Source organism: Arthrobacter sp. 05N33_2 (genome assembly GCF_056397425.1).
The window spans coordinates 1-25,013 of the sequence record NZ_JBFTNJ010000052.1 but is presented as its reverse complement, the minus strand read 5'-3'; the positions used below and the strand labels follow the sequence as shown (position 1 = coordinate 25,013).

Here is a 25,013-nt window from a genome sequence, read left to right as displayed (position 1 = left end):
TTCCAGCACTGGGACGCCGGGCGCGGCTGGTGCAGGGAGGAGACAACCTTCAGGATCGCGCCCGCCGGGCACGCCGGCGACGCGCGCGACGCGCTCGCCGGACCCCTCGCGGCCTCCGTCAGGCCRGCGGCGTCAGTCCCCGCCCTCGACGGGACGAGGTAGGCAGCCGTGAACCAGCCCACACACCTGCGCGTTGAGCACCTCAGCGAGGCCTTCGGCATCACCACCACCCGTCCCCGGCTCAGCTGGACCCCGCCGGAGGGGACGGTGCGGCAGAGCGCCTACCAGATCACCGCCAGCAACGGCTGGGACACCGACCGGGTGGAATCGGGAACCCACCGCCTGGTGCCCTACGGCGGCCCGGCGCTGGGCTCCCGGGACCACTTTGAATGGACGGTGCGGACCTGGGACCTTGCCGCGGACGGCAGCGAGTCAGCCTCAAGGTGGGCGGACCCGATGCCGGTCGAACTGGGCCTGCTGCACCCCGCCGACTGGGCCGCACAGTGGATCGGCCCGCGCGAGGCCGCCATCCCCGCGGCCGGCGAGCGCCCGGGCTACGCACTGTCCACCACGTTCGAGCTGGACGCGGTCCCGGACTCGGCCCGGGCGTACGCCACCGCCCACGGGATCTACGAGCTCTTCATCAACGGCCACCGGGTAGGCGACCAGGAGCTCACCCCGGGCTCCACGAGCTACCACAGCACCCTGCAAGTCCAGACGTTCGACGTCGGAACGCTGCTGCAGACCGGCAGCAACACCGTCACGGGCGTCCTCACCGACGGCTGGTACCGCGGCACGTTCGGGTACACGCGCGACGCCGACATGTACGGAACCACGACGGCGCTGCTGGTACAGATCGAGCTGGCATCCGCGGCGGGTCGGACGGTGGTCGGGACCGATGACACCTGGCTGGTGGAGCCGTCCGAAATTGTCAGCGCGGACCTCATGGCCGGGCAGCGTGTCGACTTCCGTGCCGCAGGCGTTCGCTCCGGAAGCCGTCGCGGGCACGCTGTGCTCCGTGACGGCAGCTTCGAAACACTGACGGGTCCCGTCGCACCGCCCACCCGCGCCGTGGAGGACATCGCCCCGGTGTCCATCACCCGGCTGGCCAGCGGCCACCAGGTGGTGGACCTGGGCCAGAACATCAACGGCTGGGTGCGCCTGACCCGGCTCGGCGCCCCGGGCCACGCCGTGACGCTGGTGTACGGCGAAGCCCTGGACGACGCGGGCGAGGTCACGCAGGAGCACCTGCGGCCGCACGATTTCCGCAACCCGGGCCAGTTCCTGTCCGCCGGGCAGATCGACTCCGTGGTGTCCTCCGGCGCGCCCGGCGAAATTTTCGAGCCGCGCCACACGACGCACGGCTTCCGGTACGTTTCGGTCCGCGGGCTGGCGGACCCGCTGGAACCGGGGGATCTCGTGGGCCGGATGGTGCAGACCGACCTCGAACGCGTGGGCACGTTCAGCTGCAGCGATGACCGGCTCAACACGCTGCACGGGATCGTCGAGTGGAGCTTCCGCGGCAACGCCTGCGAGGTCCCCACGGACTGCCCGCAGCGGGAGAAAGCCGGCTGGACCGGCGACTGGCAGGTGTTCGTGCCCACCGCGGCCTACCTCTTCGACGTTGCCGGCTTCTCCCGAAAGTGGCTCAATGATGTCCGGGCTGATCAGTGGGACAACGGAGTGATCGTTAACATTTCGCCGTCGGCGGGCCCGGACGCCACCGCGGCCGATCACATGGCCTTTGTCAACGGCTCGGCCGGCTGGGGAGACGCGATCGTCCTGGTGCCGTGGGAGATCTACCGGGCCACGGGTGACACGGCCATCCTGGAACAGAACTGGGAGGCCATGAACCGCTGGCTCGGGTTCATCAGCAGCGCGGCCGGAGGCGCCCGGCACCCGGCCCGGGCCGTCACCCGACCTACGCCGGAACCACACGAGCAGTTCCTCTGGGACACCGGCTTCCACTGGGGTGAATGGCTCGAACCCGACGGGCCGGAACCGGACCTGTTCGCGGCCAGGTCCGCCGACCACGGCATCGTGGCCACCGCCTACTACCGGCACTCCGCCGCCATCATGGCCGGGATCGCCGCCGTCCTGGGCAAGGACACGGAGGCCGCCGCCCTGGCAGAGTTGTCCGCCAATGTCCGCGACGCCTGGGCCCGCGAATACGTCAATGACACCGGGCAACTGTTCGACCCCAGCCAGGCAAACTGTGTCCGGGCACTCGCCTTCGGCCTTGTCGCCGACGAGCACCGGGCGGCGGTCGCGGCGCAACTGGCCGGCCTCATCCGGGACGCCGGCACCCACCTGGGCACCGGGTTCCTCGCCACCGCAGACCTGTTGCCGGTCCTTGCCGACAACGGCCACCTTGACCTGGCCTATGAGCTGCTCATGCAGGACACCGAACCGTCCTGGCTGGTGATGGTGGACCGCGGCGCGACCACCATGTGGGAAGCCTGGAACGGCATCGGCCCGGACGGCACAGCGCAGCAGTCCCTGAACCACTACAGCAAGGGCGCCGTGGTGTCCTTCCTGCACCGCTACACCGCCGGACTCCGGCAGGCGCCGGGGAGCGCGGCCTACGAACAAATCATCATCGAACCGCGCCCGGGCGCCGGCCTCTCATCCGCCAGCACATCCCACCGCGGCCCCCAGGGCCTGGTTTCGGCCAGCTGGCGGATCGACGACGGCGGGCTGACCCTGAACGCCGTCGTCCCGGCCGGCACCAGCGCCGAAGTCCGCCTGCCCGGCCGGGCGGGAGCCGTCGTCGGGCCCGGAACGCACACCTTCTCCGTCCCGTACGGCCCGGCCGTCCCGGCATCCCTGCCCCACCTCACCAGGAGCGCACCATGACCTTAATCGAATCCCCAACGACTGACACCGAGGCAAGCCCCGACGCCGCCGCAGGGAAGGACGGCCCGCCTTCTGGTCCAGCGTTACCGGCGTTCCCTGCCTTCGACGGCCCGGGCACGGCCGTGCAGGTATCCGAGGTCTCCGCGGTACACCGCGAAGTCAGCTACGCCCGGACCGTCGGGTTCCGGCCGCTGAGCATGGACATCTGGCTTCCGCGGACGGCCGGGGGTCCGGTGCCGCGGCCGGTTCCGCTGGTGCTGTGGGTCCACGGCGGCGCCTTCCAGCTGGGGGATCGCCGTGAGCTGCCGCCCACGTTCCCCGCGGACTCCGTCTTTTCCCGGCTCAACGCGGCGGGGATCGCCTGCGCCACCGTCGACTACCGGCTGGCCCTCGAAGCCGCCTTCCCGGCCCAGCTGCATGACCTGAAAGCGGCGGTCCGCTACCTCCGCGCGCACGCACAGGAGCTGCGGATCGATCCGGAACGCTTTGGCGCCTGGGGCGAATCGGCCGGCGGCCACCTGGCCGCGCTGCTGGGCCTGACCGGCAGCCGCGAAGACCTCGAGGGCGGACTCGGGGCGCAGGGACACTCCAGCGCCGTCAGCGCCGTCGTGGACTTCTACGGCGTGTCCTCGCTGCCCCTCATGCCCCCGATGCAGCTCCCGGCCGGCCTCCTCACCGGACCCATGGTGGCCGCCGTTCCGGCAGGCATGAGCATGGAACCGGGACCCATGCTCGTTGGCGGCTCCAGCGACCCGGACCGGCTGGCGGCCGCGAGTCCGCTCGGCCACGTCAGCGCCGGGGCGCCGCCGTTCCTGCTGATCCACGGCGACAGCGACGCCCTCGTGCCCCTGTCCCAGAGCGAGCTCCTCGCGCAGGCCCTCAGCGCCGCCGGCGTCCGCAACGACGTCGTCGTCATCGAGGGCGCCGACCACTGCTTCTTCGGCGCAGAAGACCGGATCGACAGCATCCTGGATACAGCCATCACCTTCCTCTCCAACGAATTGAGCCAGCCATGACCCCCGCCACCGCCCGGTACCCGTACCAGGACGCCACTTTGCCGGTCGGGCAACGCGTCCAGGACCTGCTCTCACGGCTCTCGCTCGAGGACAAGGCGGGCCTGATGTTCCACGGCGCGCTGCCGTTCGCGCTCGGCACCGGCCCGGCCGTGGAGTTGATCGGCGGGCGCCGGATGAACCACTTCAACATCATCGGCGCCGCAACCCAGGCCAGGGAACTCGCCGAATGGCACAACAGCATCCAACGTCTCGCCCTGGGCACCGGCTGGGGCATCCCGGTCACGCTCTCCACGGACCCGCGCCACGCCTACACCGACAACCCCGGCACCGGGGCCCTGGCCGGGCCGTTCTCGCAGTGGCCCGAGGCGCTCGGCTTCGCCGCCGTCGGAGACCCCGACGCCGTGGAAGAGTTCGCCGATATCGCCCGGCAGGAGTACCTCGCCGTCGGCATCCGGGCCGCCCTGCACCCGCAGGTGGACGTCTTCACCGAACCGCGCTGGTCCCGCGGCGCGGCCACGTTCGGTGAGAGCGCCGAGCTCGCGGCGGAGCTGGTGGGCGCCTACGTCCGCGGCTTCCAGGGCGACGCGTTCGGGACAGCGTCCGTGTCCACCATGACCAAGCATTTCCCCGGCGGCGGCCCCCAGCTCGACGGCGAGGACCCGCACTTCAGCTACGGCCGCGAACAGGTCTATCCCGGCGGCAACTTCGACTATCACCTGCTGCCCTTCCGGTCCGCCGTCGCCGCCGGCACACGGCAGATCATGCCGTACTACGGCATGCCGGTCGGCACGGAATACGAGGAAGTGGGCTTCGCCTTCAACAAGCGCATCCTCACGGAACTCCTGCGCGAAGAACTCGGCTTCGGCGGGATCGTCTGCTCGGACTGGGGCATCCTCACCGACGGCGACATCTTTGGCAGGGTGTTCCCGGCCAGGGCCTGGGGCGTGGAACACCTGACACCGCAGGAACGGCTGCTCAAGGCGCTGGACGCCGGCGTGGACCAGATCGGCGGCGAAAGCTGCGTCGACCTCCTGACCGGCGCCGTCCGGGCGGGCAAGCTCAGCGAAGACCGGCTCGACGTCTCCGTCCGCAAACTGCTGGAGGAGAAGTTCCTCCTCGGGCTCTTCGAGAACCCCCTCGTGGACGCCGCCGCCTCCGACTCCGCAGTGGGGACCCCGCAGTTCCGCGCCGCGGGCCGGGCCATGCAGCGCCGCTCCTACACGCTCCTGGCCAACAAGGACGTCGACGGCGGCCCCGTCCTGCCGCTCGCCGCCGGCGCCAGGGTCTACCTCGAAGGCATTACGGCCGCGGACCTGGGGCCGGGCTTCATCCCGGTTCCGACGCCGGAGGCCGCGGACCTCGCCATCCTCCGGCTGGGGACCCCGTTCGAAGTCCGCGGCGAGGGCTTCGAATCCTTCTTCCACTGCGGCAACCTGGCCTTCGCGCCGGAGGAGATCGAACGCGTCACCGCCATCTGCCGGGCCGTCCCCACGGTGATCGACATCAACCTGGAACGGCCCGCCGTCCTGCCCGAAATCGCCGACCACGCCGCGGCCCTGCTGGCCAACTACGGATCCGACTCCGATGCCCTGGCGGACATCCTCACCGGGCGTGCCGTGCCGGAGGGCCGTCTGCCGTTCGACCTCCCGCGGTCCATGGCCGCCGTCGAAGCCTCCCGGGAAGACATGCCGTTCGACACCGAGGACCCCGTCTTCCGCTTTGGCCATGGACTGTCCCTGCCCCGGTCCGGACGCGCCGGCGCGTCCGGGGCCGCTGCGGGGGCCGCTACCGGCACGGTTGACAGTGTCGACTTGGGGGCGCCGCTGCCCTGGGCCCGGACCGCGACCGGGTCCCGGCCATGAGCCTGGACCCGGACCTGGCCGGCGCCCTGCACCACCTGGCCGGAGCGGGCTCGATCACTGACCTCCTGGGCCAGCCCGGCGGCCTGGACCGGCTCGAGGCCTTCAGCGGCGGTGCCGTGCCCTACCAGGCTCCAGCCGTCCGTTTCCGGGAAACCGGGGCGCGCGGTCCGAACGGGACCGTCCCTGTCAGGGTCTACGGCGGCGCCCCGGGCCATGACGGTCCCGCGCTCGTGTGGATGCACGGCGGGGGATTTGCCGGCGGCGGGCCGGAGATGCGCGAAGCGGACCAGCTCGCCCGGGAAGTCGCCGCCCGCAGCGGCGGCGTGGTGGTGTCCGTGGACTACCGGCTGGCCCGCGACGGCGTCCACTTCCCCGTCCCGCACGAGGACGTCCTGGCCGCCTGGCTCTGGACCGTGGAGCACRCCGCGGAGCTGGGCGCCGACCCCGACCGCGTGTGCCTGGGCGGCGCCAGCGCGGGCGGCAATCTCGCCGTCGGGGCCGCGCTCTTCCTCAAGGACGCCGGCCTGCCGCTGCCGGCCAAACTGCTGCTCGCGTACCCGTTCCTGCACGCCGACCTGCCAGCGCCCAGCACCGGATCCAACCCCGGTTCCAGCACCGCTTCCAGTCCGGCATCCGGCGCCGGTTCCGGGCCCGGTTCCGTCCCGGCGCCGGACGTAGCCGGCGTGCTCGAGGGGCTTCCGCGGCTGCTGCGCTTCACTGCCGATGACTGCCGCGCCCTCGTGGAGAACTACATCGGCGGTCCTGTCGCCATGGCGTCCTCCTATGCCATGCCCGGCAACGCGGACCCCTCCGGGCTGCCGCCCGCGGCGATCATCGCATGCGAATACGACGACCTGCGGCACTCGGCAGAGGCTTTCGCGGCAGAACTCCGGCGTGCCGGAACCGACGTCGACTTCCGCCTCGAAGCCGGTGCCGTCCACGGCTATCTCAACCATTCCGCGGGGCTTAGGATCGTGCAGGACGGCCTCGCCTTCCTGGCCCGGGCCCTGGTGGAGGCAAAGCCGTTCCAATGATTGAAATGCCCGGTGCCGGCACGGCCCGGTATCCGACACCCTTGATTCAGACGCCGGAACACCTCGAGAGGCCGGCCAGCAGCAGATGGAGCCGACGATGACAGCAGAACAGATCCTGGAAGGGATCGAGTTCGCCTGCCCCGGGGGCGCCGAACCCCTGCTGCTGGACGTCTACCTCCCCGCCGCCGAAGAACACCCCGCCGAAGGGCCGGCCCCGAAACTGTTCCCCGCCATCGTGCACTTCCACGGCGGCGGCTGGCGGACGGGGGAGCGATCCTCCCTCGGCCCGGTCCTGGACGGCTTCGGCTTCAGCCCGTTCCGGCGGCTCACGGACGCAGGCTTCGTAGTGGTCTCCGCGGACTACCGGCTCAGTACGGCCGCCCGGTTCCCGGCGCAGCTGGAGGACGCGAAGGCCGCCGTGGACTGGCTTCGGAGCCATGCGGCGGAGTTCCGCGTGGATCCTGACCGGATCTTCGCGTGGGGCGACTCCGCGGGCGGGCATCTCGCCAGCCTCGTGGGGCTCACTCCTGGCGACACCGGCGCCGCCGCGGTCGCTGCCGTGGCAGCCTGGTACGCGCCCGCGGACCTGGCCACGATGGCCGAACAAAGCCTGCCCAACGCCGTCGCCCGCGCCGACGACCCCGCCTCACGCGAAGAACTGCTCATCGGAGCGGTGCTGGCCGAGGCCCCCGGCAAGGCCGCTGCCGCCAGCCCCATGGGCCATGTGACCACGGCGGCGCCGCCCTTCCTCCTGGTCCACGGGACCGCCGACCGCTTCGTCCCGCCGGCCCAGTCGACGTCCCTCGCGGCGGCGCTGGAAGCCGCCGGTACCGACGTCGAACTGCTCCTGATCGAGGACGCGGACCACATGTGGGTACTGCCCGATCACAGCCAGGCGGCCGCGCAGAAGGCCATGGATGCCACCGTCGACTTCTTCCTCCGCCAGGCCCACCTACCCTGACAGACCCGTCCCAGCGAAGCCAGTGCAGGCCTCGGCCTGACCAGGGCAGCTTTGCCGTGCCAATTTTCCACAATCACCACTTCCCTCACCGCGCTCGTCCGGGCGGAACCTGAAAGGCCCTTCACATGCAGTACATCGGCATCACCCACGACGGCGCGGCCTGGGTTGCGGCCCTGGCCGACAGCCGGGTCTACCCACTGGCTCCGGTCCAGGATTTCTGGGCGGATGCCGCCGGCTGGCAGGAAAAGTCCCTGTCCCTAACGGCCGGCGGCGCGTCGCTGAACCGGGCGGACGTCACCGAAGTCCCGCTGGTCCCGCCCACCGCCCGCGTGATCTGCGTGGGATTGAACTACCGCGCCCACGCCGCCGAGGGTTCCTTCTCCGTGCCCGAATACCCCACGCTGTTCGGCCGGTGGACCGCGTCCCTTTCGGTCGGCAATGTCCCCGCGCCCGTGCCCGCCGGCGAGGCCGGGCTGGACTGGGAAGGCGAAGTCGCCGCCTACGTGGGCCGGCGGGTCGAATCCGCGGACGAGGCCACCGCCGCGGAAGCCGTCTTCGGCTACTCCACCTTCAACGACCTCACCGCGCGGCGGGCCCAAAAGCTCACCGTCCAATGGACCCTGGGAAAGAACGGCGACTTCAGCGGCCCCCTCGGCCCGCTGGTCAGCCGCGACGAGGCCGGGGACCTACGCGAGGGATTGCAGGTCCGGACCCGTGTCAACGGCACCGAGGTCCAGAACGGCAACACCCGGGACATGATCTTCTCCGTCCCGGCCATCATCGCCCTGATCAGCCAGACGATGACCCTGCATCCCGGTGACGTCATCGCCACGGGAACCCCGGAGGGGGTCGGCTACGTCCGGACCCCGCCGTGGCTCCTGCAGCCCGGCGACACGGTCGAAGTGGAAATCGACACCCTGGGAACGCTCACCACGCCCGTGGGCGGCCCGTCACTGCGGGCACGGGCCTGATGACGGCCGTCAACAACGCGGCCCTCGGCGACCTGCCGGAGCGGGTGCCGGTGCTGATCGCCGGCGGAGGACCCAGCGGGCTGTTCCTGGCCCTGGACCTGGCGCACCGCGGCATCCACAGCCTCGTYATCGAGCCGAGGACCACCATTGACCAGGACCGGCCGCGCGCCAAGACCACGAACGCCCGCACCATGACGCACCTGCGCCGCCTCGGGCTTGCCGACAAACTCCGCGACGCCGCGCCGCTGCCGGTCTCCTACGCCCAGGACGTCATCTTCTGCTCCGCCCTCACCGGCCACGAAGTCACCCGGTTCCGCCAGGCCTTCCAGCTCGTCCCTGGCCGGTATGGTCCCCAGCCGGAATGCGGGCAGCAGGTCCCGCAGCCCGTCATGGAGGCCGTGCTGCGGGAGGCCGCCGCCGAATCCCCACTCATCACGCTGCTGACCGGCCTGAGCGTGGAAGACCTGGACATCAACCAGGGCGGCGGCACGCCGGGCCCGGGCCGGCCGCGCTTCGGCTCGCGCGTGGCGGTGTCCGACGCAACCGGGCGGCGCAAGGCCGTGGACTGCAGCTTCGTCGCCGCGGCCGACGGCGGTTCCTCCACCGTGCGCCGCCGGCTGAACATCCGCCTCGCCGGGGGCTCCGCCGAGCTCTCCAACATCAGTGTCCTGTTCCGTTCCGACACCCTCGCCGCCGCGATCACCCTGGACCCGGCCGTCCAGTACTGGGTCCTGGGACCCGAGGTTTCGGGCATGGTGGGGCGGCTGGACCTCGGCAGCACCTGGTGGGCCATCATCCAGGGCGTGGACGGCAGCGCATCACCCGACGCCGGACGCCTGGTCCGTTCGCTCGTCGGGGCCGACGTCGACGTCGAGGTCATCGCCACCGACCCCTGGACGGCCCGCATGCTGCTCGCCCCGGGATACGGGCACGACGGCGTGTTCCTGGTCGGGGACGCGGCGCACCTGAATCCGCCCTGGGGCGGGCACGGGTTCAACACGTGCATCGGCGACGCCGCCAACCTGGCCTGGAAGATCGCCGCCGCCCTGGCGGGCTGGGCCGGCCCGGCCCTGCCCGGCAGCTACGAGCTGGAGCGCCGGCCCGTCGCGGCCCGGACCATCCGCGACGCCGCCGCCAACGGGAAGTCGCTGGCCTACCACTTCGCGGACCCGGCCCTGGGCCGGGCGGATGCGGACGGCGAGGCAGCCCGGCGGGTCGCCAAGGAGGCGCTGGCCGTCAAACAAAGCGAGTTCGACTCGCTGGGACTGGTGCTGGGCTACACGTACGGCTCCTCGCCTCTGGTGGTCCCGGATGGACTGCCCGTCCCCGCCGAGGACCCCGTCAGCTACGTCCCCTCCGCCAGCCCGGGATCGCTGCTGCCGCACGCCTGGCTCGACGCGACAACGTCGCTCTATGACCTGCTGGACACCGGCTTCGCCCTCCTGGTGGACCGCGACAGCCTGGGCGGCGCGGCCGCCGGACAGGCCTACGCGGCGGTCCTGGCCGCCGCCGCGATCCACAAAATCCCGCTGTCCGTCGTCGACGTCGGACCCGATCAGCACGGAACCCCGATGACCACGCACTGGCAGGCCGCCGCGGTGCTGGTCCGCCCGGACCAGCACGTCGCCTGGCGGGGGACCGACCCCGCGGGGGCCGCCGCGGCCATTGGCGTGGCCGCCGGCTGGCCGCTGGCAACACCATCCGAAGACCCCGACAGGAGAACACGTGTCCGTGCCGTCCTTCCGTGACTATCTCTACCCGCCCGACCATCCGCGGGTGGCGCAGATCCGTGGCCTGGATGCCCGCGGCTATGCCGAGGCGGCAAAGACCGATCCCTTCGCGGGTCCCATGATCCAGGGCTGGGCCGCCCARTACCCCGAGCCYTTCACSGGGGTGACCAGCGACGGYGTCCWCCGGGCCGGGCTGTACCCCCTTGAACCGGCGCCGGCGGGGGAGGAGGCGCCGGCGGCCGCCATGACAGCCGCCGCCCGGGACCTGCTGGCACGACTCACGCCGGCCCAGGCCGAACAGCTCCGCTACGGGGTGGACGCGCACGAATGGCAGAGCTGGGCCAACCCGGAATTCCTGCAGCATGACACGGGCCTGCGCCTGGACGAGCTGGACCAGGGCGTGCGCGAACAAATCCTGGCTATCGTTGCGGCGAGCCTGAGTCCGGCCGGCTACGGGCTGGTCCGGAACCTGATGCGGATCAATGGATTCCTGGGCGGCCTGGTGGAGCTGCCGGAGCTGATGAACGAGTTCAGCTACAACTTCGCCCTCTACGGTGACCCGTCGGAGACGGCCCCGTGGGGCTGGCAGCTCTTCGGCCACCACGTGGCGCTCAACGTCCTGGTGGCCGGGACCCAGCTGGTGGTCTCGCCGGTGTTCCTCGGCGCCGAACCGGACGTCATCGACGCCGGCCCGCACCAGGGCGTGGCCGTTTTCAAGGAGCGGATCGCCCTGGCGCGGCGCCTGATGCAATCCCTGCCCGGGCCGCTGCGGGACGAGGCCACGCTTTTCGCGGACATGCAGGACCCGGCCATGCCGGAGGGCAGGCTGCACCCCGGGGACGAACGGCACCTGGCCGGCTGCTTCCAGGACAACCGCGTGATTCCCTACGAGGGCATCCCGGTCAACGCGATGCCCGCCGCGGCACGCGCGATCCTGGACGAGCTCGTGGCAGACTTCATCGCGTTCCTCCCCGACGGGCCGCGGACCGCCCGCCGGCGGGAGATCGCGGCCCACTGGGACGAAACCTGGTTCTGCTGGATCGGCGGATGGGAGGCGCAGGACGCCTTCTACTTCCGACTGCAAAGCCCCGTGCTGGTCATGGAACTGGACCACCACACAGGCGTCTTCCTCAGCAACGACACCCCGGCCCCGTTCCACATGCACACGGTGCTGCGCACCCCGAACGGCAACGACTACGGGCGCGAGCTGGTGCGCCAGGCTCTGCACGCATCATGAACCGCTGACAAGCCATCCACAGACGCGAATGGCCCGGAACCCTCCGCGGGGGGTTCCGGGCCATTCGCGTGGGACCTGCAGCCGGACCGGAAAACCGGGTCAGATGCCCCGGTCCGGCTAGATGTCCAGCGCAGCCCTGCGCTGCGGCGGGGGACCCACCACGGTCAGGTCCATCTCGGCCTGGGCCCGGCCGAAGCCCTCCATGTCCATGTAGGGCTCGCCGCCCTCGGTGTACATGTAGTCCTCCGTGGGCTTGTTGAAGTACTCGAAGAAGCCGTTGAAGACCGACGGCGTCAGGAACCCGACCATCTGGGTGTTGTGGGAATCGAAGGCGAAGGAGTGGATGGTCCCGGCCGGGGCGTGGAGGAAGTCGCCCTTGGTGAGCAGCACTTCGCGGCCGTTGGCGTAGATCCACATCCGGCCCTCGGTGCAGAGGAAGTTTTCCGTGTGCTGTTCGTGGAAGTGCAGCGGAATGTAGGGGGACTTGGCGCCCTTGGTGTGGACGGCGAAGTAGTTCGATCCCGTGTTCGCCGGCCGGGACAGGTAAGTGAACATGGTCTGGTAGCTGACCATCCGCTCGCCCTCGCCGGCACTGAGGAAGTACGGGCTCTGGGCCGCCGGCAGCCCGGCGTCCTGCCGGAAAGACGGTGCCACGCGTTCGACGTCGGGGAACGTCATGCCGAATTCGGCGCCCACCGCCGCGCACTCCTGCAGGCTGGGCTTCCGGCCCGGGGTGACAGGCGGGACGTGCGAATCGATGGGTGTGCCGACGCGTTCGTAGTAGGCCTCGGCGCCGCCCGGGGTCATCCAGTTCAGGAACCGGGTGTAGTGGCTTGCCATCCGGTACGCGTGCGGGGTTCCCGGCGGGATCACCACGGAATCCCCGGGAGTCAGGATGCGGCTTTCGCCCGGCAGCCAGATGTGCAGGATGCCGTCGAAGACATACAGCGTTTTGTGTTCCACCGCGTGGCTCACAAACGGCGATTCGGCCCCCATGCCGCCGGAGATGTAGGCGGCGCTGAAAATGCCGCCGGTGTCCGCCGCACGGGCGATCACCGTGACCAGCTGGCCGTTGATCTCATAGCGGGCGCCTTCGCCCGACGCCATGTAGTACGGGACGGCGTCGCCCGGCAGCACATTCGCCAACGGGAGCTCTTTGTTCATTTCCTCAACGCTGAGGGACATCGCATCCTTCTTTCCTGTCTGTGGAGCGCGGGCTGCCCCCAAGACTGCCCCTGATTCTCCGCCGCTGCGACTTCCATTTCCAATGGATGAAACACTTCTGCCCGTCGCTCCGGGCTGTTGGGCGCCGGGAAGCCGTTGGCGGCGGCCTGCGGGCGGTCACGGGTAGGCGCGCGCCGCCTTTCGCCGATACGGTCCAAAGTCCCTGTTTTGGTGTCAGTGCTCCCGGTTAGTCTTGCGTGAGGCGCATGGCGGTCCGTAATGCGAGCCGGTGCGCCTCCAGCCAAGAACAATGGGGGGTACGTTGTCCAACGATTCAGTCATGACCTGGTTTCCCGGCGACGCAGGCCGCACCGCGGCAGCCGAGCCTTCAGAGCGGAGCGAGGCCGTCRCCCCCTCCTGGGACCGCGTCATCCCGCAAGGGTCTCCCGGCGCCAGCCGCGGTGACTACTGCCGCGACCATTGGCCGCCCCTGTAGGGGTATCGCGGAGGCCGCAGTGTTCCTGCCCGCGGYGGACCCAGACGGCGGTTGCCCGCGCACGGCTGTTGGCTTCTATTTACCTGGGATTTACGTGACTTGCCTTGTGGGCGTTCCACGGCCGCAGCGAGACTTTAATGACGGGCTGACATCATCCGTTCAGCCTCAGGGACAAACCAAACCAGCGGGCAGCAGCGACGCTTTCCCCTTCACCCTGTGGCAATGATGTCCGGACGGGGAGCCCGCGAATCGGGAGGATCGTCATGGCCGGCACATTTGAACTCTTCGTTGACGCCGATGCCTGCTTCAGGTTTCGGCTCAGGGCACCGGACGGGGCCGTACTGGCCGTGTCAAAGGGCTTCGCGGACAAGCCTGCAGCGGTTGCCGGCATCACCGCGGTGCGCGAGTACGCCGGCATGGGGCTGATCAGTGATCTGTGCCCGGAGCCGCCGGCAAGTCCGGCGGCTCCGCGGCCGAGAAGCACTCCGACGCCGGTGCCCGGCGTCGACCGGCGGGTGCACGACAACGACCTCCGGATCCGCGCCCGCGCCCTCCGCCGCCCGGCGCACGGGCCGGGCGCGGTAGGCGTCGGCTGATCCGGCAGGGCCCACGGCGACCCGGCCGCGGCAAACGGCCCAGGCGGCCAGGGGCGCCGCTACGGGTCCATTCCGGCGTGCACCGGAACGAATTCGATCTTGTTCGCGGGCTGAACCGTTTTCCTGGGCGCCCGCGAGAACCCCTTGGCATCCAGGTGGTTCTGCGCCCGGTACTCTGCCAGGGCCTCGTCGTAGATGCCGTTGAGCCGGTGCCCGGAATAGACGTGTTCTGAGCCATCGGTGAACGTGATGCTGATGAGCGACTTTTCCGGGAAGTGCCGGTTCATGCGGATGAACCCCTCGGCGTCTTGCTTGAGATTGATCATGTGGTTCCCACTTTCGTGATCGAGTTGATCCAGTCTCCCGCCTTCGCTGTGACTAAACCAACCGGCCAGGACCAGCCGGCTTCCTCCAGCGGGCCAGGCCACCCTGCTCGATGGGGATTAGGCCGTGCCCCTATTGGGGGGCATACGCGTCCACCGCTTGCTGCAGCACGGGGCTGAAGCGGTCCCAGGAATCGGCCGGCGTGGCCACAACCAGGACGCTGCTTCCCCGGGTTCCTGCAACGAGGCAGGCTATTTCACGGTATTTGTGGGCACCGATCCGCGTTACATAGGTGTCTTCCACGCAGGAACCGGTGCCTCCCCGGAACCCCATTCCGGCGCGGTACTGCAGCCGGCTCGCGGATGCGGCGTTCTCGCCCGTGAGATGGGCCAGCCGGAATTCGGGCCAATTAGCCAGCGACTCGTCGCCCTGCTGCGGCGTGGCATTGAGATAGATATGGAGGTCCCCGTCGGGGGCGGTGACGGTCGCGGACACGCTGCCGGGGTCGCCCGGCACGGGAGCGGCATCAGGCGGGATGGCCAGCACGGCTGTGGTGTCCGGAAGCTCCAGCGGCTGCCATCCTGCCGGGGCCGGTCCGGAACGGAACCACGCGAACGGGGTGGGGCCGGAGGCAGGCGCCGCCGTCTGGTTCCCGGCCGGACTGCCGCACGCGCTGAGGGCCAAAGCCGCTAGCGCCGCCGGCACCCCGAACAGGAGCCCCCTGCCGGGGCCCGGCCCAAGCGCCCCGTGGCTGCTACTTGTTGCCGTCACCGTCGTCCGGTCCTCCGTTGTTGTCGGCATCATGATCGTTTCCGGCAGGCACCCGGGCGGGCGGCGGAACCATGGGCCGCGGCGCCGGTGGAACGACGCGCCGCGGGGCGGGCGCCGGCGGCCGGATCATGGGTGCCGGGGCGGGCGGCGCAGCGTACCGTGGCGGAGCCGGCACAACGGGCGGGGCAACGGTCGACGGCGGAGCCGGCACAACGGGCGGGGCAACGGTCGACGGCGGAGCCGCGTTGCCGGCTGGGTCCTTGGGCGACGGCGTGGGGGTCCCCGTCGCAGGAACTGACGGGACTGTGTAGGGGGCCGGTGCCGGCGTCGCTGTGCGCCCGGCGAAGCAGGCCCCCAGCAGCAGGATGGCGCCCAACGCCGCGGCGGCAGTCGCCGGGCGAAGAATCTTCATTGTGCTCTCCTTTGGGATGGCCGGCCAGGGGCGGCCGGACCTGTCCCTACAACGGTTCCGGCAGCCTGCAGGTTCAACGCCGGCTGCGGCCATTGACCGCGCCGGGCGCAAGTGAACTGTTTGCCCCCCGGCGTCGTCCTACCTCCAAGGAGGCGGAAATGTCCGATCAGGAGGCCGAGTTACTGCGATCGCTGCAGGAGGCTTACGGCCCGGCGCTATGGCGGTTCGTCATGGGGATGACCCGTGACAGCGCCCTGGCGGATGACGTCGTGCAGGAGACGCTGATCCGCGCGTGGAAACACCCGGCGATTCTGCGGCGCCCGGAGACGGCGGTGCGGGCCTGGCTTTACACGGTTGCCCGCAACCTCGTCATCGATGACCGGCGCAGCGCCCGGCGCCGGCACGAAACGGGAACCGATCAGCTGCCTGAGATTCCGGAGGCGGACCGGGTCGACAGGATCCTGGACGGGTGGCTTGTCTCGGATGCGCTCGCCGGGCTGTCCGCCGAGCACCGGGCCGTCGTCATTCATTCGTACTATTTGCGGGAGACAACCGCCGAGATCGCGCAAAATCTTCAACTGGCCGAGGGAACGGTGAAGTCGCGCCTGCACTACGCGCTGAGGGCGATGCGGCTGGCCCTGCAGGAGGGAGGCGTGACGCCATGAACCAGAACGGAACCGATGAGTACCGCCGCTGGGATGCCGCGTACGTGCTGGGTTCCCTCATCTCCTCCGAGCGGCGCGAGTTCGAGGAGCACCTGTCCGGCTGCGCGGGCTGCAGGGCCGCCGTCGCCGACCTTGCCGGACTGCCGTCGCTGCTGGCAGCACTCTCACCCGAGGAAGCCCAGTCCCTCGGGCGGACGGACGGCGAACGGCGGACGCCGACGTTGCAGCCCGGGCTGGCGCATAAGGTCCAACGCGGCCGCCGGCGCACCCGCCTGGCTGTCGCCGGGATCATGCTGGGCGCCGCTGCCGCCGCAGGCGCGGTTTACGTTGAGGTCACGGCCTCCCCGCCCCCGGCTGCCCAGATCCAGGCCGCATCCGCGACGGCCCTGGACTTCACGCCGGTCGCCGACAGCGCCATGGTGGCCACCGGATCCCTGACCACGCAGCCGTGGGGAACGCAGATCGACTGGCAGTGCACGTACACGCCGTCCCCGGCCGACTACGCTCTGCCGGGCGGTCTCCGCGCGCCGGAGGAGTACGGATTGGTGGTTGTCGACTCCCGCGGCGCCACGACCCAGGTGGCCACCTGGACAGCAACGCCGGGGACAGTGGCGACGCCGACGGCCACCACGGTTGTCCCGAGCGCCGATATCCGCAGCATTGAAATCCGTGCCGTCGCGAGCGGCAAGACGCTGCTGGCCGCGCGCCCGTAGCGCCGGCACAGCGGCGCGGCGCCGGATGGATGGCCAGGACTCCATTGCAGGGACAATGGAGGCGTGACTTCCGCGACCGCACCCCTGGACCCAGCCTGCGCGAAGGGCCTCTTCGACCTCGGCGCCATCGGGGCTGGCCTGGCCTTTGCGGAATCGCTGGGAGCCCTCGCGGCGGCATTGCAAGCCGGTGGTGCGGGGGCGTCCGCGGTGGTGCAGGCGCCTCCTGGCACAGGCAAGACGACACTGGTGCCGCCGCTGCTCGCCAACATCTCCGCCGGCGGGAGGGGCGGGCGCCCGCGGATCGTCGTCACCCAGCCGCGCCGCGTCGCTGCCCGTGCGGCCGCCCGGCGCCTGGCCGCCCTGGACGGCACCCGGCTCGGCGACCGCGTGGGCTACACGGTCCGCGGGGAACGCCAGACCGGCCCGGGTACCGTGATCGAGTTCGTTACCCCCGGCATCCTCTTGCACCGCCTCCTCGCTGACCCGGGGCTCGAGGGCACGGACGCCGTGATCCTCGATGAGGTCCACGAACGCGGGCTGGAGACCGACCTCCTCGTTGGCATGCTCGCCGAAGTCCGCCAGTTGCGCGGCGACCTCGCCCTCGTCGCCATGTCGGCCACCCTCGATGCCCCCCGCTTCGCCGCCTTGATTGGAGACGCGCTGATCGGTGGGGCGGCGGACGGAAACGACGACGACGGCGGCGGGCCGGCACCGGTCATCGACTGTCCGTCCGTGCTGTTTCCGCTGGACGTGGAATGGGCCCCCGCGCCGGCGCCGCGGCTGGATGAGCGGGGCGTGGCCCGGGCCTTCCTGGACCATGTGGCCGACACGGCAGCGGCCGGGCACGCGGCCGCGTTGGCTGGCGGACGGGATCTGGACGCCCTGGTGTTCGTTCCCGGCGCCTGGGAGGTTTCCTACGTGGCTGCGCGGCTTCGCGGCCGGAGCCGCGCCGAGGTTCTGGAACTCCACGGCCAGGCCCCGCCGGCGGAGCAGGACCGCGCCGTCTCCGGGCGTGAGCCCGGCGGGGCTGCCCGGATCATCGTTTCCACCGCACTCGCCGAGTCCTCCCTCACTGTTCCGGGCGTCCGGCTGGTTATCGATTCCGGGCTGTCCCGCGAGCCGCGGCGCGACGCCGGCCGCGGAATGTCCGGACTCGTGACGGTGTCCTGCTCCCGGGCGTCCGCGGACCAGCGTGCCGGCCGTGCCGCACGCCAGGGCCCGGGCACGGTGATCCGCTGCTATGACCAGCGGGCCTTTGGCGCTGCGCCGGCGCACCCGACGCCGGAGATCGCGGCAGCTGACCTGACAGGCGCCGCCCTGGTCCTGGCCTGCTGGGGAGCCCCCGGCGGCCGGGGACTGGCGCTGCCGGACGCGCCGCCCCGGGCCGCGATGGACGAGGCCGTCGAAGTGCTGCGGGAACTCGGCGCCGTCACCGCGGACGGTCACGCAACCGAGGTGGGCAAGATCCTGGCCCGGGTCCCGACTGATCCCCGGCTGGCCCGCGCCCTGCTGGACGGCGCCGCGACGGTGGGCTACCGCACGGCGGCCGAGGCCGTTGCCCTGGTCTCGGGGGACCAGCGCGCACCGGGCGCAGACCTCACCAGGCTGCTTGCCGCGCTGCGGACGGGCCGGGATCCCGGATCCCGGCGCTGGTCGGAGGACGTCCGGCGGATGGAGTCAATCGCCAGGCAGGAATCCACCGGTGGCGGGCACCAGAAGCCATCCGGCGCCGCGCCGGTTGCGTCTGCTGGGGCCGTTGGTGCCGCGGAGGCGGTCGGGTTCGTCGTCGCCCTGGCTTTCCCGGACCGGGTGGCGCGCCGCGTTCCGGGCCAGGGGCCGGCGCAATACCTGCTGACCTCCGGAACGCGGGCCGGGTTGCCGGCCGGCAGCGCCCTGTCCGGGCACGAATGGCTGGGAGTGGCCGAAGTGTCCCGCGCACAAGGGCGCGACGCCGCGGGGACCGGTGCCGTCATCCGCTCTGCGGCGCCGCTGACGGCGGACACCGCAGAGGCCGCCGCCGGCAACCTCCTGAGCGACACGCTGCAGGCGCGGTTTAGCCAGGGCCGGGTCTCGGCCCGGCGGGAGCGCCGCCTGGGCGCGATCGTGCTCTCGTCCACCCCGGTGCGGCCTCCTGCGGAGGAGGGCCGCGCAGCCGTGGCCCGCGCCCTGGCCAGCGAGGGGCTGGCCACCATCGGATGGTCGAACGCGGCGGACGGCTTGCGCCGCCGTCTTGCCCTGCTGCACCGGGAGCTGGGCGGGGCATGGCCCGACGTTTCCGAGCCGGCGTTGCTGGCCCGGCTTCAGGACTGGCTGGCCCCGGAGCTCGCGGCGTTGGCCGGCGGGGCATCGACGGGCGGGATCGACCTCGCCGGCCCGCTGAGCCGGCTGCTGCCGTGGCCCGAGGCGGCCCGGCTGGGCGAACTGGCACCCGAGTCGCTGGCGGTCCCCAGCGGATCCCGGATCCGGATCGACTACCCGGACGCGGCAGACGCCACCGGCCGGCCCGTAGTGGCCGTCAAGCTGCAGGAGTGCTTTGGCTGGGCCGAGACGCCGCGGCTGGCCGACGGGCACGTGCCGGTGCTGTTCCACCTGCTCTCGCCGGCCCGCCGGCCCCTGGCCGTGACAGACGATCTCGCATCCTTCTGGTCCGGGCCCTACGCCCAGGTCCGGGCCGAAATGCGCGGCCGCTATCCGCGGCATCCGTGGCCTGAAGACCCATGGACCGCACCCGCGACAGCCCGGACCAAGCCGCGGAACTGACGCCGGACCAGCAGCCCGGCGCTGCCAACTGACCACTCGCGCCGCCCGGGCAACAGGGGCATGATGAAGGAGCACGACACCGGCGGGCCTCCCGGCCCGCGGGACGCCGGGCAAACAGGCCGGTCAAACGGGCGGGTCAAACCTGCCCGTCAAACAAAAATCAGCCACGCGATGAAGAGTGATGGCCATGCACCTTGCGTTCGTCTCCATTCCCGCCTACGGACACGTGAACCCGACCCTGCCGCTGGTGGCGGAGCTCGTGGCCCGGGGGCACAGGGTCACATATTTCACGTCCGCCGACTTCGGACCGCTGATCCGCAAGGCCGGCGCGGACTTTCACGCGTCCGGCGGGAACTGGATGGCATCGCTGCCCGCCCTGGGGCCCGGGCAGCGGGCACAGGCGCACCTGATGCTGCCGATCATGCACCGCGTGTTCGAGGACCTCAGAACCAGCTTTCCGGCGTTGGTCGATCAACTCCGCCAGGACCCGCCGGACGCTATCTGCTTTGACGCGATGACGCTTAGCGGCAGCATGGCGGCGGAAAAGATCGGTGCCCCGGCCATTGCCCTCATGCCCACCTATGCCACCAACGAGCACTTCTCGCTGAGATCGCTGATGCCTGCCCCGCCACCGGACGGCGCCGATGAGATGGCCAAGGTTGCGCTGGCCATGGGCCGATTGCTGGCGGAGTTCGCGGCCGGGCAGGGCGTGCGGACACCGCGGATGTTCGATGGTCCGCCTGCGCCGTTCAACATCGTGTTCCTACCCCGCGAATTCCAGCCCATGGGGGCGACCTTCGATGACCGGTTCCGGTTTGTGGGTCCCAGCGTCGGCGGCCGGGATACCGACGGCGAATGGGAGCGTGAGGGAACGGGACCGCTGTTGTTTATTTCGCTGGGCACCACCCCGCTGAACCGCCGGCCGGACTTCTTCCGGATGTGCCTTGATGCCTTCGGCGGAAGCGAGTGGAACGTCGCGATGGCCGTTGGGGACCAGACCAGCCTGGCCGATCTCGGCACGATTGCGCCGAACGTCCGGGTCCGGCCGTTCTTCCCGCAATTGCAGGTACTGCGCCGGACCGCCGTCTTCATCACCCACGCCGGCATGAATTCGACCATGGAAGCGCTGTATTACGCCGTCCCAATGGTGGCCGTGCCCCAGCAGCCGGAACAGGCGGCCACCGCCCGCCGGCTGGAAGAACTGGGTCTGGGCAGGCGCCTTGCTCCGGAGGATGTCGGGTCCGACGCGCTCCGGGCCGCGGTCACCGCGGTCCATACGGACGAGCAGGTCCGGCGCAACCTGGCCGCGATGCGCGATGTTGCCCGCAGCGCGGGAGGGGCCGTGGCTGCCGCCGACGCCATCGAGGCGCGTGTGCAGCACGGGGCGGGCCGGTTCGGCGACGTCGGCTAGGCCGGGCCGTGATGCCAGACCGGTCAGGGGAGCGCGGCCGCGGGAATATCGCCGTGTGTTTTCAGGAAGTCGGCGACCGTCGCCGCCAGTGACGCCCCCGCCTCGTCGGCACTGCGCTTCGCGCCGGCAACGGCAAAGGAGTGGTCCCCGCCCTCGCGCCACTCCACCGTCGCGGACGGCCCGATTTTGGCCGCCACGGCCTCGAGCAGTTCCGGGGTGGCGAACGTGTCCCGCGTGCCCTGCAGGAACAGCATCGGCAGCGTCAGCCCGTAGAGGTGCTCGTCGCGGAGCTTTTCCGGTTTCCCCGGCGGGTGCAGCGGGTAGCCCAGATAGACCAACCCGGCGGCAGGCATGCCTTCCGCGACGGCCATKGAGGCCATGCGTCCGCCGAASGATTTSCCSGCGGCCCACAACGGCCGGCCCGCGGAACGGGACGCGGCTGCGGCCATGGCCGCCCGCCAGGTGGCGATGGCAGCCGGCGGCCGGTCCGGGAATTTTCGTCCTGCCTCGCGGTAGGGGAAGTTGAAGCGCAGGGTGGCGACGCCGAGTTCGTTCAGGGCGCGGGTGAAGCCCACAAGGAACGGATGGTCCATTCCCGCCCCGGCGCCGTGGGCAACAACCAGGGTTGCGAAGGAGTCCTCGGGCCCGGCAAATACGCCCGACACTGCGGCGTCGCCGACTTCAAGGGTGATCGGGAACTCGGGCGTTGTCATGTGTCCATCATGCCGGGTGGACGGCTGTTCCGCTCTTCAACTGTCCTCGCCGCCGGGGTAGGTTGTCCCCATGGCCAAGGAAGAAGTCCACCTCACCGTCAGCGGTCCGCACGGCGACCGGGAGTTGCGGGTGTCCAGCCCGGCGAGGGTTCTCTGGCCCGGCCCGGGACTGACCAAGCTGGACCTGGCCCGGTACCTGGTGGACGTCGGGGACGCCTTCCTGGCCGCGAACGGGGACCGGCCGGTAACGCTCCAGCGGTTCAAGGACACGGTGGACGGCGAGCAATTCTTCTCCAAGAACCCGCCCAAGGGTGCCCCGGACTTCATCCGCGCGGTCGACGTCGTCTATCCAAGCGGACGCACGCATCCCCAGCTGGTCATTGACGAAATCGCCGCCGCGGTGTGGGCGGTGCAGATGAATACGGTGGTCTTCCACCCCTGGGCCTCCYGGGCCGGCAAACCGGATTATCCGGACGAGTTGCGGATCGACCTCGACCCGCAGCCCGGTACCGGGTTCGTCGATGCCGTTCCGGTTGCACGCGAGTTGCGGCGCGTMCTCGCGGAGGCCGGGCTGGASGCCTTCATCAAGACCTCRGGCAACCGGGGGCTTCAYGTCTTTGCCCCGATCGAGCCGACCYGGGAGTTCCTGGACGTGCGCCACGCCGTCATCGCGGCAGCCCGCGAACTCGAGCGTCGGATGCCCGCGCAAGTCACCACCGCGTGGTGGAAAGAGGAACGCGGCGCCCGCATCTTCGTCGACTTCAACCAGGCGAACCGCGACCGCACGATCGCGGGGGCCTACAGCCCGCGCGCACTCGCCAACGCGACGGTGTCGTGCCCGATCCGCTGGGAAGAGCTCGGGTCCGTCGACCCGGCTGATTTCACGATCGCCACCGTTCCGGAGCGGCTCAAAGTTTCCGGCGATCCGTGGGAGGGCATGCACGCAGGCGGCGCCGGCTCCGTCGATCTTTTGCTGGAATGGTGGAACAGAGACCTCGAAGCCGGGCTGGGGGAGCTGCCGTTCCCGCCGGACTTCCCGAAGATGCCGGGGGAACCGCCGCGGGTGCAGCCGAGCCGGGCGCGCAACAGCGGCTGAGGCTGCCCGCGCGGACGGGCAACACCCGCCGGCCCATCCGTGGCCGCTCCTGCATCGAATTACCGGCATGAGCAAGTCGGAGAAGAAGAACCTGCGGTATTGCGACTACTACTGCTTCATGTCGCTGAAGGACTTCGCGGCCTGGGTCGACGCCGACGACGACCGGGAACCCGCCATGTCCTACGCCGGGACCCCTACCAGGTAAGTTCCTGGGCCTTTATTACGTAGTGGCCGTCCCGCTCGGTGAACGTGGCCCGGTACCCGCGTTTGACCCCGTTAACCACCATCTGGCAATCCGTATGCGTGTTGACCTTGATATCCGGGAAGTTCTTGCACTCCACTTCGGAAATCGTGACACCAGGGTCCGTGGGTTTGGCGCGGGCCTTGATCCGCTCGGCCAGAACCTTGCCGCTGGTCTGCGGATCGAAGACCACCACCGACGGCGGGGCCGTCGCCGTCACCGTGGTTGTGGGGCCCGGTATGGCCGGGGGAGCGCCGCAACCCGTCATCAGGAGCGCCGCGCCCAGACTTGCTGCACATGCAGTTCTGAATAAGTTCATCGTCGATCAAGTCCGTCCGACGCCCGACCACAGGGCTGCCCGAGACCCAGGCTGCCAGACCCAACGATGCCCGGACGGGCTTGGGGAATCCTTGGCCCTGCGGCCGCGGTGCTAGCGGTGGGAACGGACAGTGCGAAGAATGCCGCGGATCGAAACGCCAACGGCGCACACCAGAGGGGCCAGCGCCACCAGAAGGACGACGGTGTTGGGCCGGAACGTCATGCGGCCCGAGGAGCCCTTGGCGTAGACGCCCAGGGGCAAGACGAAGCCGCCGCCCCCGCCTCCACTTCCGCCGCTGCCGGGCTGGGCGTCTTCCGGGCTGCTGCCTCCGCCGAAGCCGAAGGACACCACCGCTACCGGGACGATCTCTTCTCCTGCGATGTTCACGGCGGGCCCGTAGGCCCGGGACACACCGACATTCTTGAACGTGTCCACGAGGGACGAGAAAGACTCAGACATAGGACACACCATAGGCAACAGCACCCCCACGCGCCAGAGGCGTCCGCCGCTGATGCTTTGGGCAGGCGTGGTGTGCAGGGAAGACGGGAGGGGGCGGGGAAAGGAATCGGAACCAAAGCTCTGGTTGCCGGGCGTGTCATGCCCTTAGATTTGGAACTGGCGGGCTCAGCCCGCAGCACCGGAGACGAGGCACTGGAATTGAGGCACTGGACATGACGGCATCCACGAATGCGGCTTCACGGCTGGCTGACGCGCTGGCGATCATCCTTGGCACCGACGGCATCCCCCTGCGGCTGAAGGCCTGGGACGGCTCGGAAGCGGGACCGGAAGACGCTCCAGTCGTCGTTTTCCGGTCCCGGCGGGCACTTCGACGGATGCTGTGGTCCCCGGGACAGCTTGGACTGAGCCGCGCCTACGTGGCCGGCGATATCGAGGCACCCGGCGACATCTTCGCTGCCTTCGCGGCCATCAGTGCGGCGGGAAAGTTCGCCGAGCCCGGACCGTTCCGGCCGCCGACGCCCGGCGAGGTGTTCGCGCTGGTCAAAACAGCTGTCCGGCTCGGCGCGCTCGGAACGAACCCGGCGCCGCCGCCGGAGGAAGCGCGCGTGAGCCGGCACGGCCGGCGGCATTCCAAGGGGCGCGATGCCGCGGCCATTTCCCACCATTACGACGTCGGGAACGACTTTTACGCCCTCGTCCTGGGCCCTTCCATGGTGTACTCGTGCGCGGTCTGGGAGTCGGACGAGACCGGGCTAGACGCCGCCCAGAACGCCAAGCTCGATCTGGTCTGCCGCAAGGTGGGGCTCCAGCCGGGCATGCGGGTGCTGGATGTGGGATGCGGTTGGGGCAGCCTGGCGCTGCATGCCRCGCAACACTATGGGGCCGACGTCGTCGGGGTGACGCTCTCGGTCGAACAGGCGGCCCTGGCCCGCAAGCGGGCGGCGGACGCCGGACTCACGGACCGGGTGGACATCCGGGTGCAGGACTACCGCGACGTGGACGACGGGCCGTTCGACGCGATCAGCTCCATCGGCATGTCAGAGCATGTAGGGCGCGAGCAGATCCAGCACTATTCTTCCCACCTGCAGGGCCTGCTCCGCCCGGGAGGACGGCTGCTCAACCACGCGATTTCCTGGAACGCCGGCGCGACCCCGCCGGACCCTGACTCCTTCATTCCCCGTTATGTCTTTCCGGACGGTGAGATGC

24 protein-coding genes are annotated in these 25,013 nt (G+C 70.5%); 17 read left to right on the top strand and 7 right to left on the bottom strand.

The window, feature by feature from the left end; all coding sequences use genetic code 11:
• Positions 1-168 precede the first annotated feature (168 nt).
• From AC1DHX_RS16265 to AC1DHX_RS16230, 8 genes are all read left to right on the top strand, one after another.
• Positions 169-2,856 (top strand): family 78 glycoside hydrolase catalytic domain, encoded by a 2,688-nt coding sequence (locus AC1DHX_RS16265; protein WP_476858657.1) that lies wholly within the window; start codon positions 169-171, stop codon positions 2,854-2,856.
• On the top strand, positions 2,853-3,872 hold the full coding sequence (locus AC1DHX_RS16260; RefSeq protein ID WP_476855995.1) for an alpha/beta hydrolase fold domain-containing protein: 1,020 nt from the start codon (positions 2,853-2,855) through the stop codon (positions 3,870-3,872). The genes AC1DHX_RS16265 and AC1DHX_RS16260 overlap by 4 nt, the downstream gene beginning before the upstream one ends.
• Entirely contained in the window at positions 3,869-5,734 is a 1,866-nt protein-coding gene (locus tag AC1DHX_RS16255; protein WP_476858656.1) for a glycoside hydrolase family 3 protein, read from the top strand. Before AC1DHX_RS16260 ends, AC1DHX_RS16255 begins: the two co-directional genes overlap by 4 nt.
• Entirely contained in the window at positions 5,731-6,768 is a 1,038-nt protein-coding gene (locus AC1DHX_RS16250; RefSeq protein WP_476900241.1) for an alpha/beta hydrolase fold domain-containing protein, read from the top strand. The genes AC1DHX_RS16255 and AC1DHX_RS16250 overlap by 4 nt, the downstream gene beginning before the upstream one ends.
• A gap of 97 nt (positions 6,769-6,865) precedes the next feature.
• Entirely contained in the window at positions 6,866-7,729 is an 864-nt protein-coding gene (locus AC1DHX_RS16245; protein ID WP_476858654.1) for an alpha/beta hydrolase fold domain-containing protein, read from the top strand.
• Between the two features lie 125 nt (positions 7,730-7,854).
• Positions 7,855-8,700: a fumarylacetoacetate hydrolase family protein gene (locus AC1DHX_RS16240; RefSeq protein WP_476858653.1), complete on the top strand. Its 846-nt coding sequence runs from the start codon at positions 7,855-7,857 to the stop codon at positions 8,698-8,700.
• Positions 8,700-10,448 carry an FAD-dependent monooxygenase gene (locus tag AC1DHX_RS16235; protein WP_476858652.1) on the top strand — a complete coding sequence of 583 codons (1,749 nt, stop codon included), beginning with the start codon at positions 8,700-8,702 and terminating at the stop codon, positions 10,446-10,448. Before AC1DHX_RS16240 ends, AC1DHX_RS16235 begins: the two co-directional genes overlap by 1 nt.
• Positions 10,426-11,667, top strand: a complete 1,242-nt coding sequence (locus AC1DHX_RS16230; RefSeq protein ID WP_476900240.1) for a DUF3500 domain-containing protein — start codon at positions 10,426-10,428, stop codon at positions 11,665-11,667. The genes AC1DHX_RS16235 and AC1DHX_RS16230 overlap by 23 nt, the downstream gene beginning before the upstream one ends.
• Positions 11,668-11,784: 117 nt before the next feature.
• Here AC1DHX_RS16230 and AC1DHX_RS16225 read toward each other — a convergent pair whose 3' ends face one another.
• Positions 11,785-12,852, bottom strand: a complete 1,068-nt coding sequence (locus AC1DHX_RS16225) for a quercetin 2,3-dioxygenase (protein WP_476858651.1) — start codon at positions 12,850-12,852, stop codon at positions 11,785-11,787.
• Between the two features lie 319 nt (positions 12,853-13,171).
• On the opposite strand from AC1DHX_RS16225, the gene AC1DHX_RS16220 reads away from it, so the two are divergent.
• Positions 13,172-13,327, top strand: a complete 156-nt coding sequence (locus tag AC1DHX_RS16220; protein ID WP_476900239.1) for a hypothetical protein — start codon at positions 13,172-13,174, stop codon at positions 13,325-13,327.
• Between the two features lie 263 nt (positions 13,328-13,590).
• Positions 13,591-13,923, top strand: a complete 333-nt coding sequence (locus AC1DHX_RS16215) for a YegP family protein (RefSeq protein WP_028276773.1) — start codon at positions 13,591-13,593, stop codon at positions 13,921-13,923.
• Positions 13,924-13,982: 59 nt separating this feature from the next.
• Here the strand turns inward: AC1DHX_RS16215 and AC1DHX_RS16210 are convergent, their stop codons facing one another.
• The 3 genes from AC1DHX_RS16210 to AC1DHX_RS16200 form a co-directional block, all read right to left on the bottom strand.
• On the bottom strand, positions 13,983-14,249 hold the full coding sequence (locus AC1DHX_RS16210) for a hypothetical protein (RefSeq protein WP_476849557.1): 267 nt from the start codon (positions 14,247-14,249) through the stop codon (positions 13,983-13,985).
• Between the two features lie 130 nt (positions 14,250-14,379).
• A complete protein-coding gene (locus AC1DHX_RS16205; RefSeq protein ID WP_476858650.1) occupies positions 14,380-15,051 on the bottom strand; it encodes a hypothetical protein in 672 nt (223 codons plus the stop codon).
• Entirely contained in the window at positions 15,002-15,430 is a 429-nt protein-coding gene (locus AC1DHX_RS16200) for a hypothetical protein (protein WP_476858649.1), read from the bottom strand. Before AC1DHX_RS16200 ends, AC1DHX_RS16205 begins: the two co-directional genes overlap by 50 nt.
• A 158-nt stretch (positions 15,431-15,588) precedes the next feature.
• On the opposite strand from AC1DHX_RS16200, the gene AC1DHX_RS16195 reads away from it, so the two are divergent.
• The 4 genes from AC1DHX_RS16195 to AC1DHX_RS16180 all read left to right on the top strand — a co-directional run bounded on the left by AC1DHX_RS16195 (position 15,589) and on the right by AC1DHX_RS16180 (position 20,979).
• A complete protein-coding gene (locus tag AC1DHX_RS16195; RefSeq protein ID WP_230011359.1) occupies positions 15,589-16,095 on the top strand; it encodes a sigma-70 family RNA polymerase sigma factor in 507 nt (168 codons plus the stop codon).
• Positions 16,092-16,808 (top strand): anti-sigma factor family protein, encoded by a 717-nt coding sequence (locus AC1DHX_RS16190; RefSeq protein ID WP_476858648.1) that lies wholly within the window; start codon positions 16,092-16,094, stop codon positions 16,806-16,808. The genes AC1DHX_RS16195 and AC1DHX_RS16190 overlap by 4 nt, the downstream gene beginning before the upstream one ends.
• Positions 16,809-16,871: 63 nt before the next feature.
• Positions 16,872-19,568, top strand: a complete 2,697-nt coding sequence (hrpB, locus tag AC1DHX_RS16185; RefSeq protein ID WP_476858647.1) for an ATP-dependent helicase HrpB — start codon at positions 16,872-16,874, stop codon at positions 19,566-19,568.
• Positions 19,569-19,755: 187 nt separating this feature from the next.
• Entirely contained in the window at positions 19,756-20,979 is a 1,224-nt protein-coding gene (locus AC1DHX_RS16180; protein WP_476858646.1) for a macrolide family glycosyltransferase, read from the top strand.
• Positions 20,980-21,002: 23 nt separating this feature from the next.
• On the opposite strand, the gene AC1DHX_RS16175 is transcribed toward AC1DHX_RS16180, so the two are convergent.
• Positions 21,003-21,692, bottom strand: coding sequence for an alpha/beta hydrolase family protein (locus AC1DHX_RS16175; protein WP_476858645.1), 690 nt, complete (start codon positions 21,690-21,692; stop codon positions 21,003-21,005).
• 70 nt (positions 21,693-21,762) lie between these two features.
• Between AC1DHX_RS16175 and ligD the strand changes: the two genes are divergently transcribed.
• Both ligD and AC1DHX_RS16165 read left to right on the top strand, forming a co-directional pair.
• The gene (ligD, locus tag AC1DHX_RS16170; RefSeq protein ID WP_476900238.1) at positions 21,763-22,788 is read left to right on the top strand and encodes a non-homologous end-joining DNA ligase; all 1,026 of its coding nucleotides are present in this window, start codon (positions 21,763-21,765) and stop codon (positions 22,786-22,788) included.
• Between the two features lie 67 nt (positions 22,789-22,855).
• Positions 22,856-22,993: a hypothetical protein gene (locus tag AC1DHX_RS16165; protein WP_164468558.1), complete on the top strand. Its 138-nt coding sequence runs from the start codon at positions 22,856-22,858 to the stop codon at positions 22,991-22,993.
• On the opposite strand, the gene AC1DHX_RS16160 is transcribed toward AC1DHX_RS16165, so the two are convergent.
• Together AC1DHX_RS16160 and AC1DHX_RS16155 are read right to left on the bottom strand one after the other, a co-directional pair.
• Positions 22,983-23,249, bottom strand: coding sequence for a hypothetical protein (locus AC1DHX_RS16160; protein ID WP_476849564.1), 267 nt, complete (start codon positions 23,247-23,249; stop codon positions 22,983-22,985). The genes AC1DHX_RS16165 and AC1DHX_RS16160 overlap by 11 nt on opposite strands.
• A 210-nt stretch (positions 23,250-23,459) precedes the next feature.
• Positions 23,460-23,807: a hypothetical protein gene (locus tag AC1DHX_RS16155; RefSeq protein WP_043436051.1), complete on the bottom strand. Its 348-nt coding sequence runs from the start codon at positions 23,805-23,807 to the stop codon at positions 23,460-23,462.
• A gap of 212 nt (positions 23,808-24,019) precedes the next feature.
• On the opposite strand from AC1DHX_RS16155, the gene AC1DHX_RS16150 reads away from it, so the two are divergent.
• Positions 24,020-25,013, top strand: a 994-nt coding sequence (locus AC1DHX_RS16150; protein WP_476900237.1) for a class I SAM-dependent methyltransferase, incomplete at its 3' end; no start/stop codon positions are given.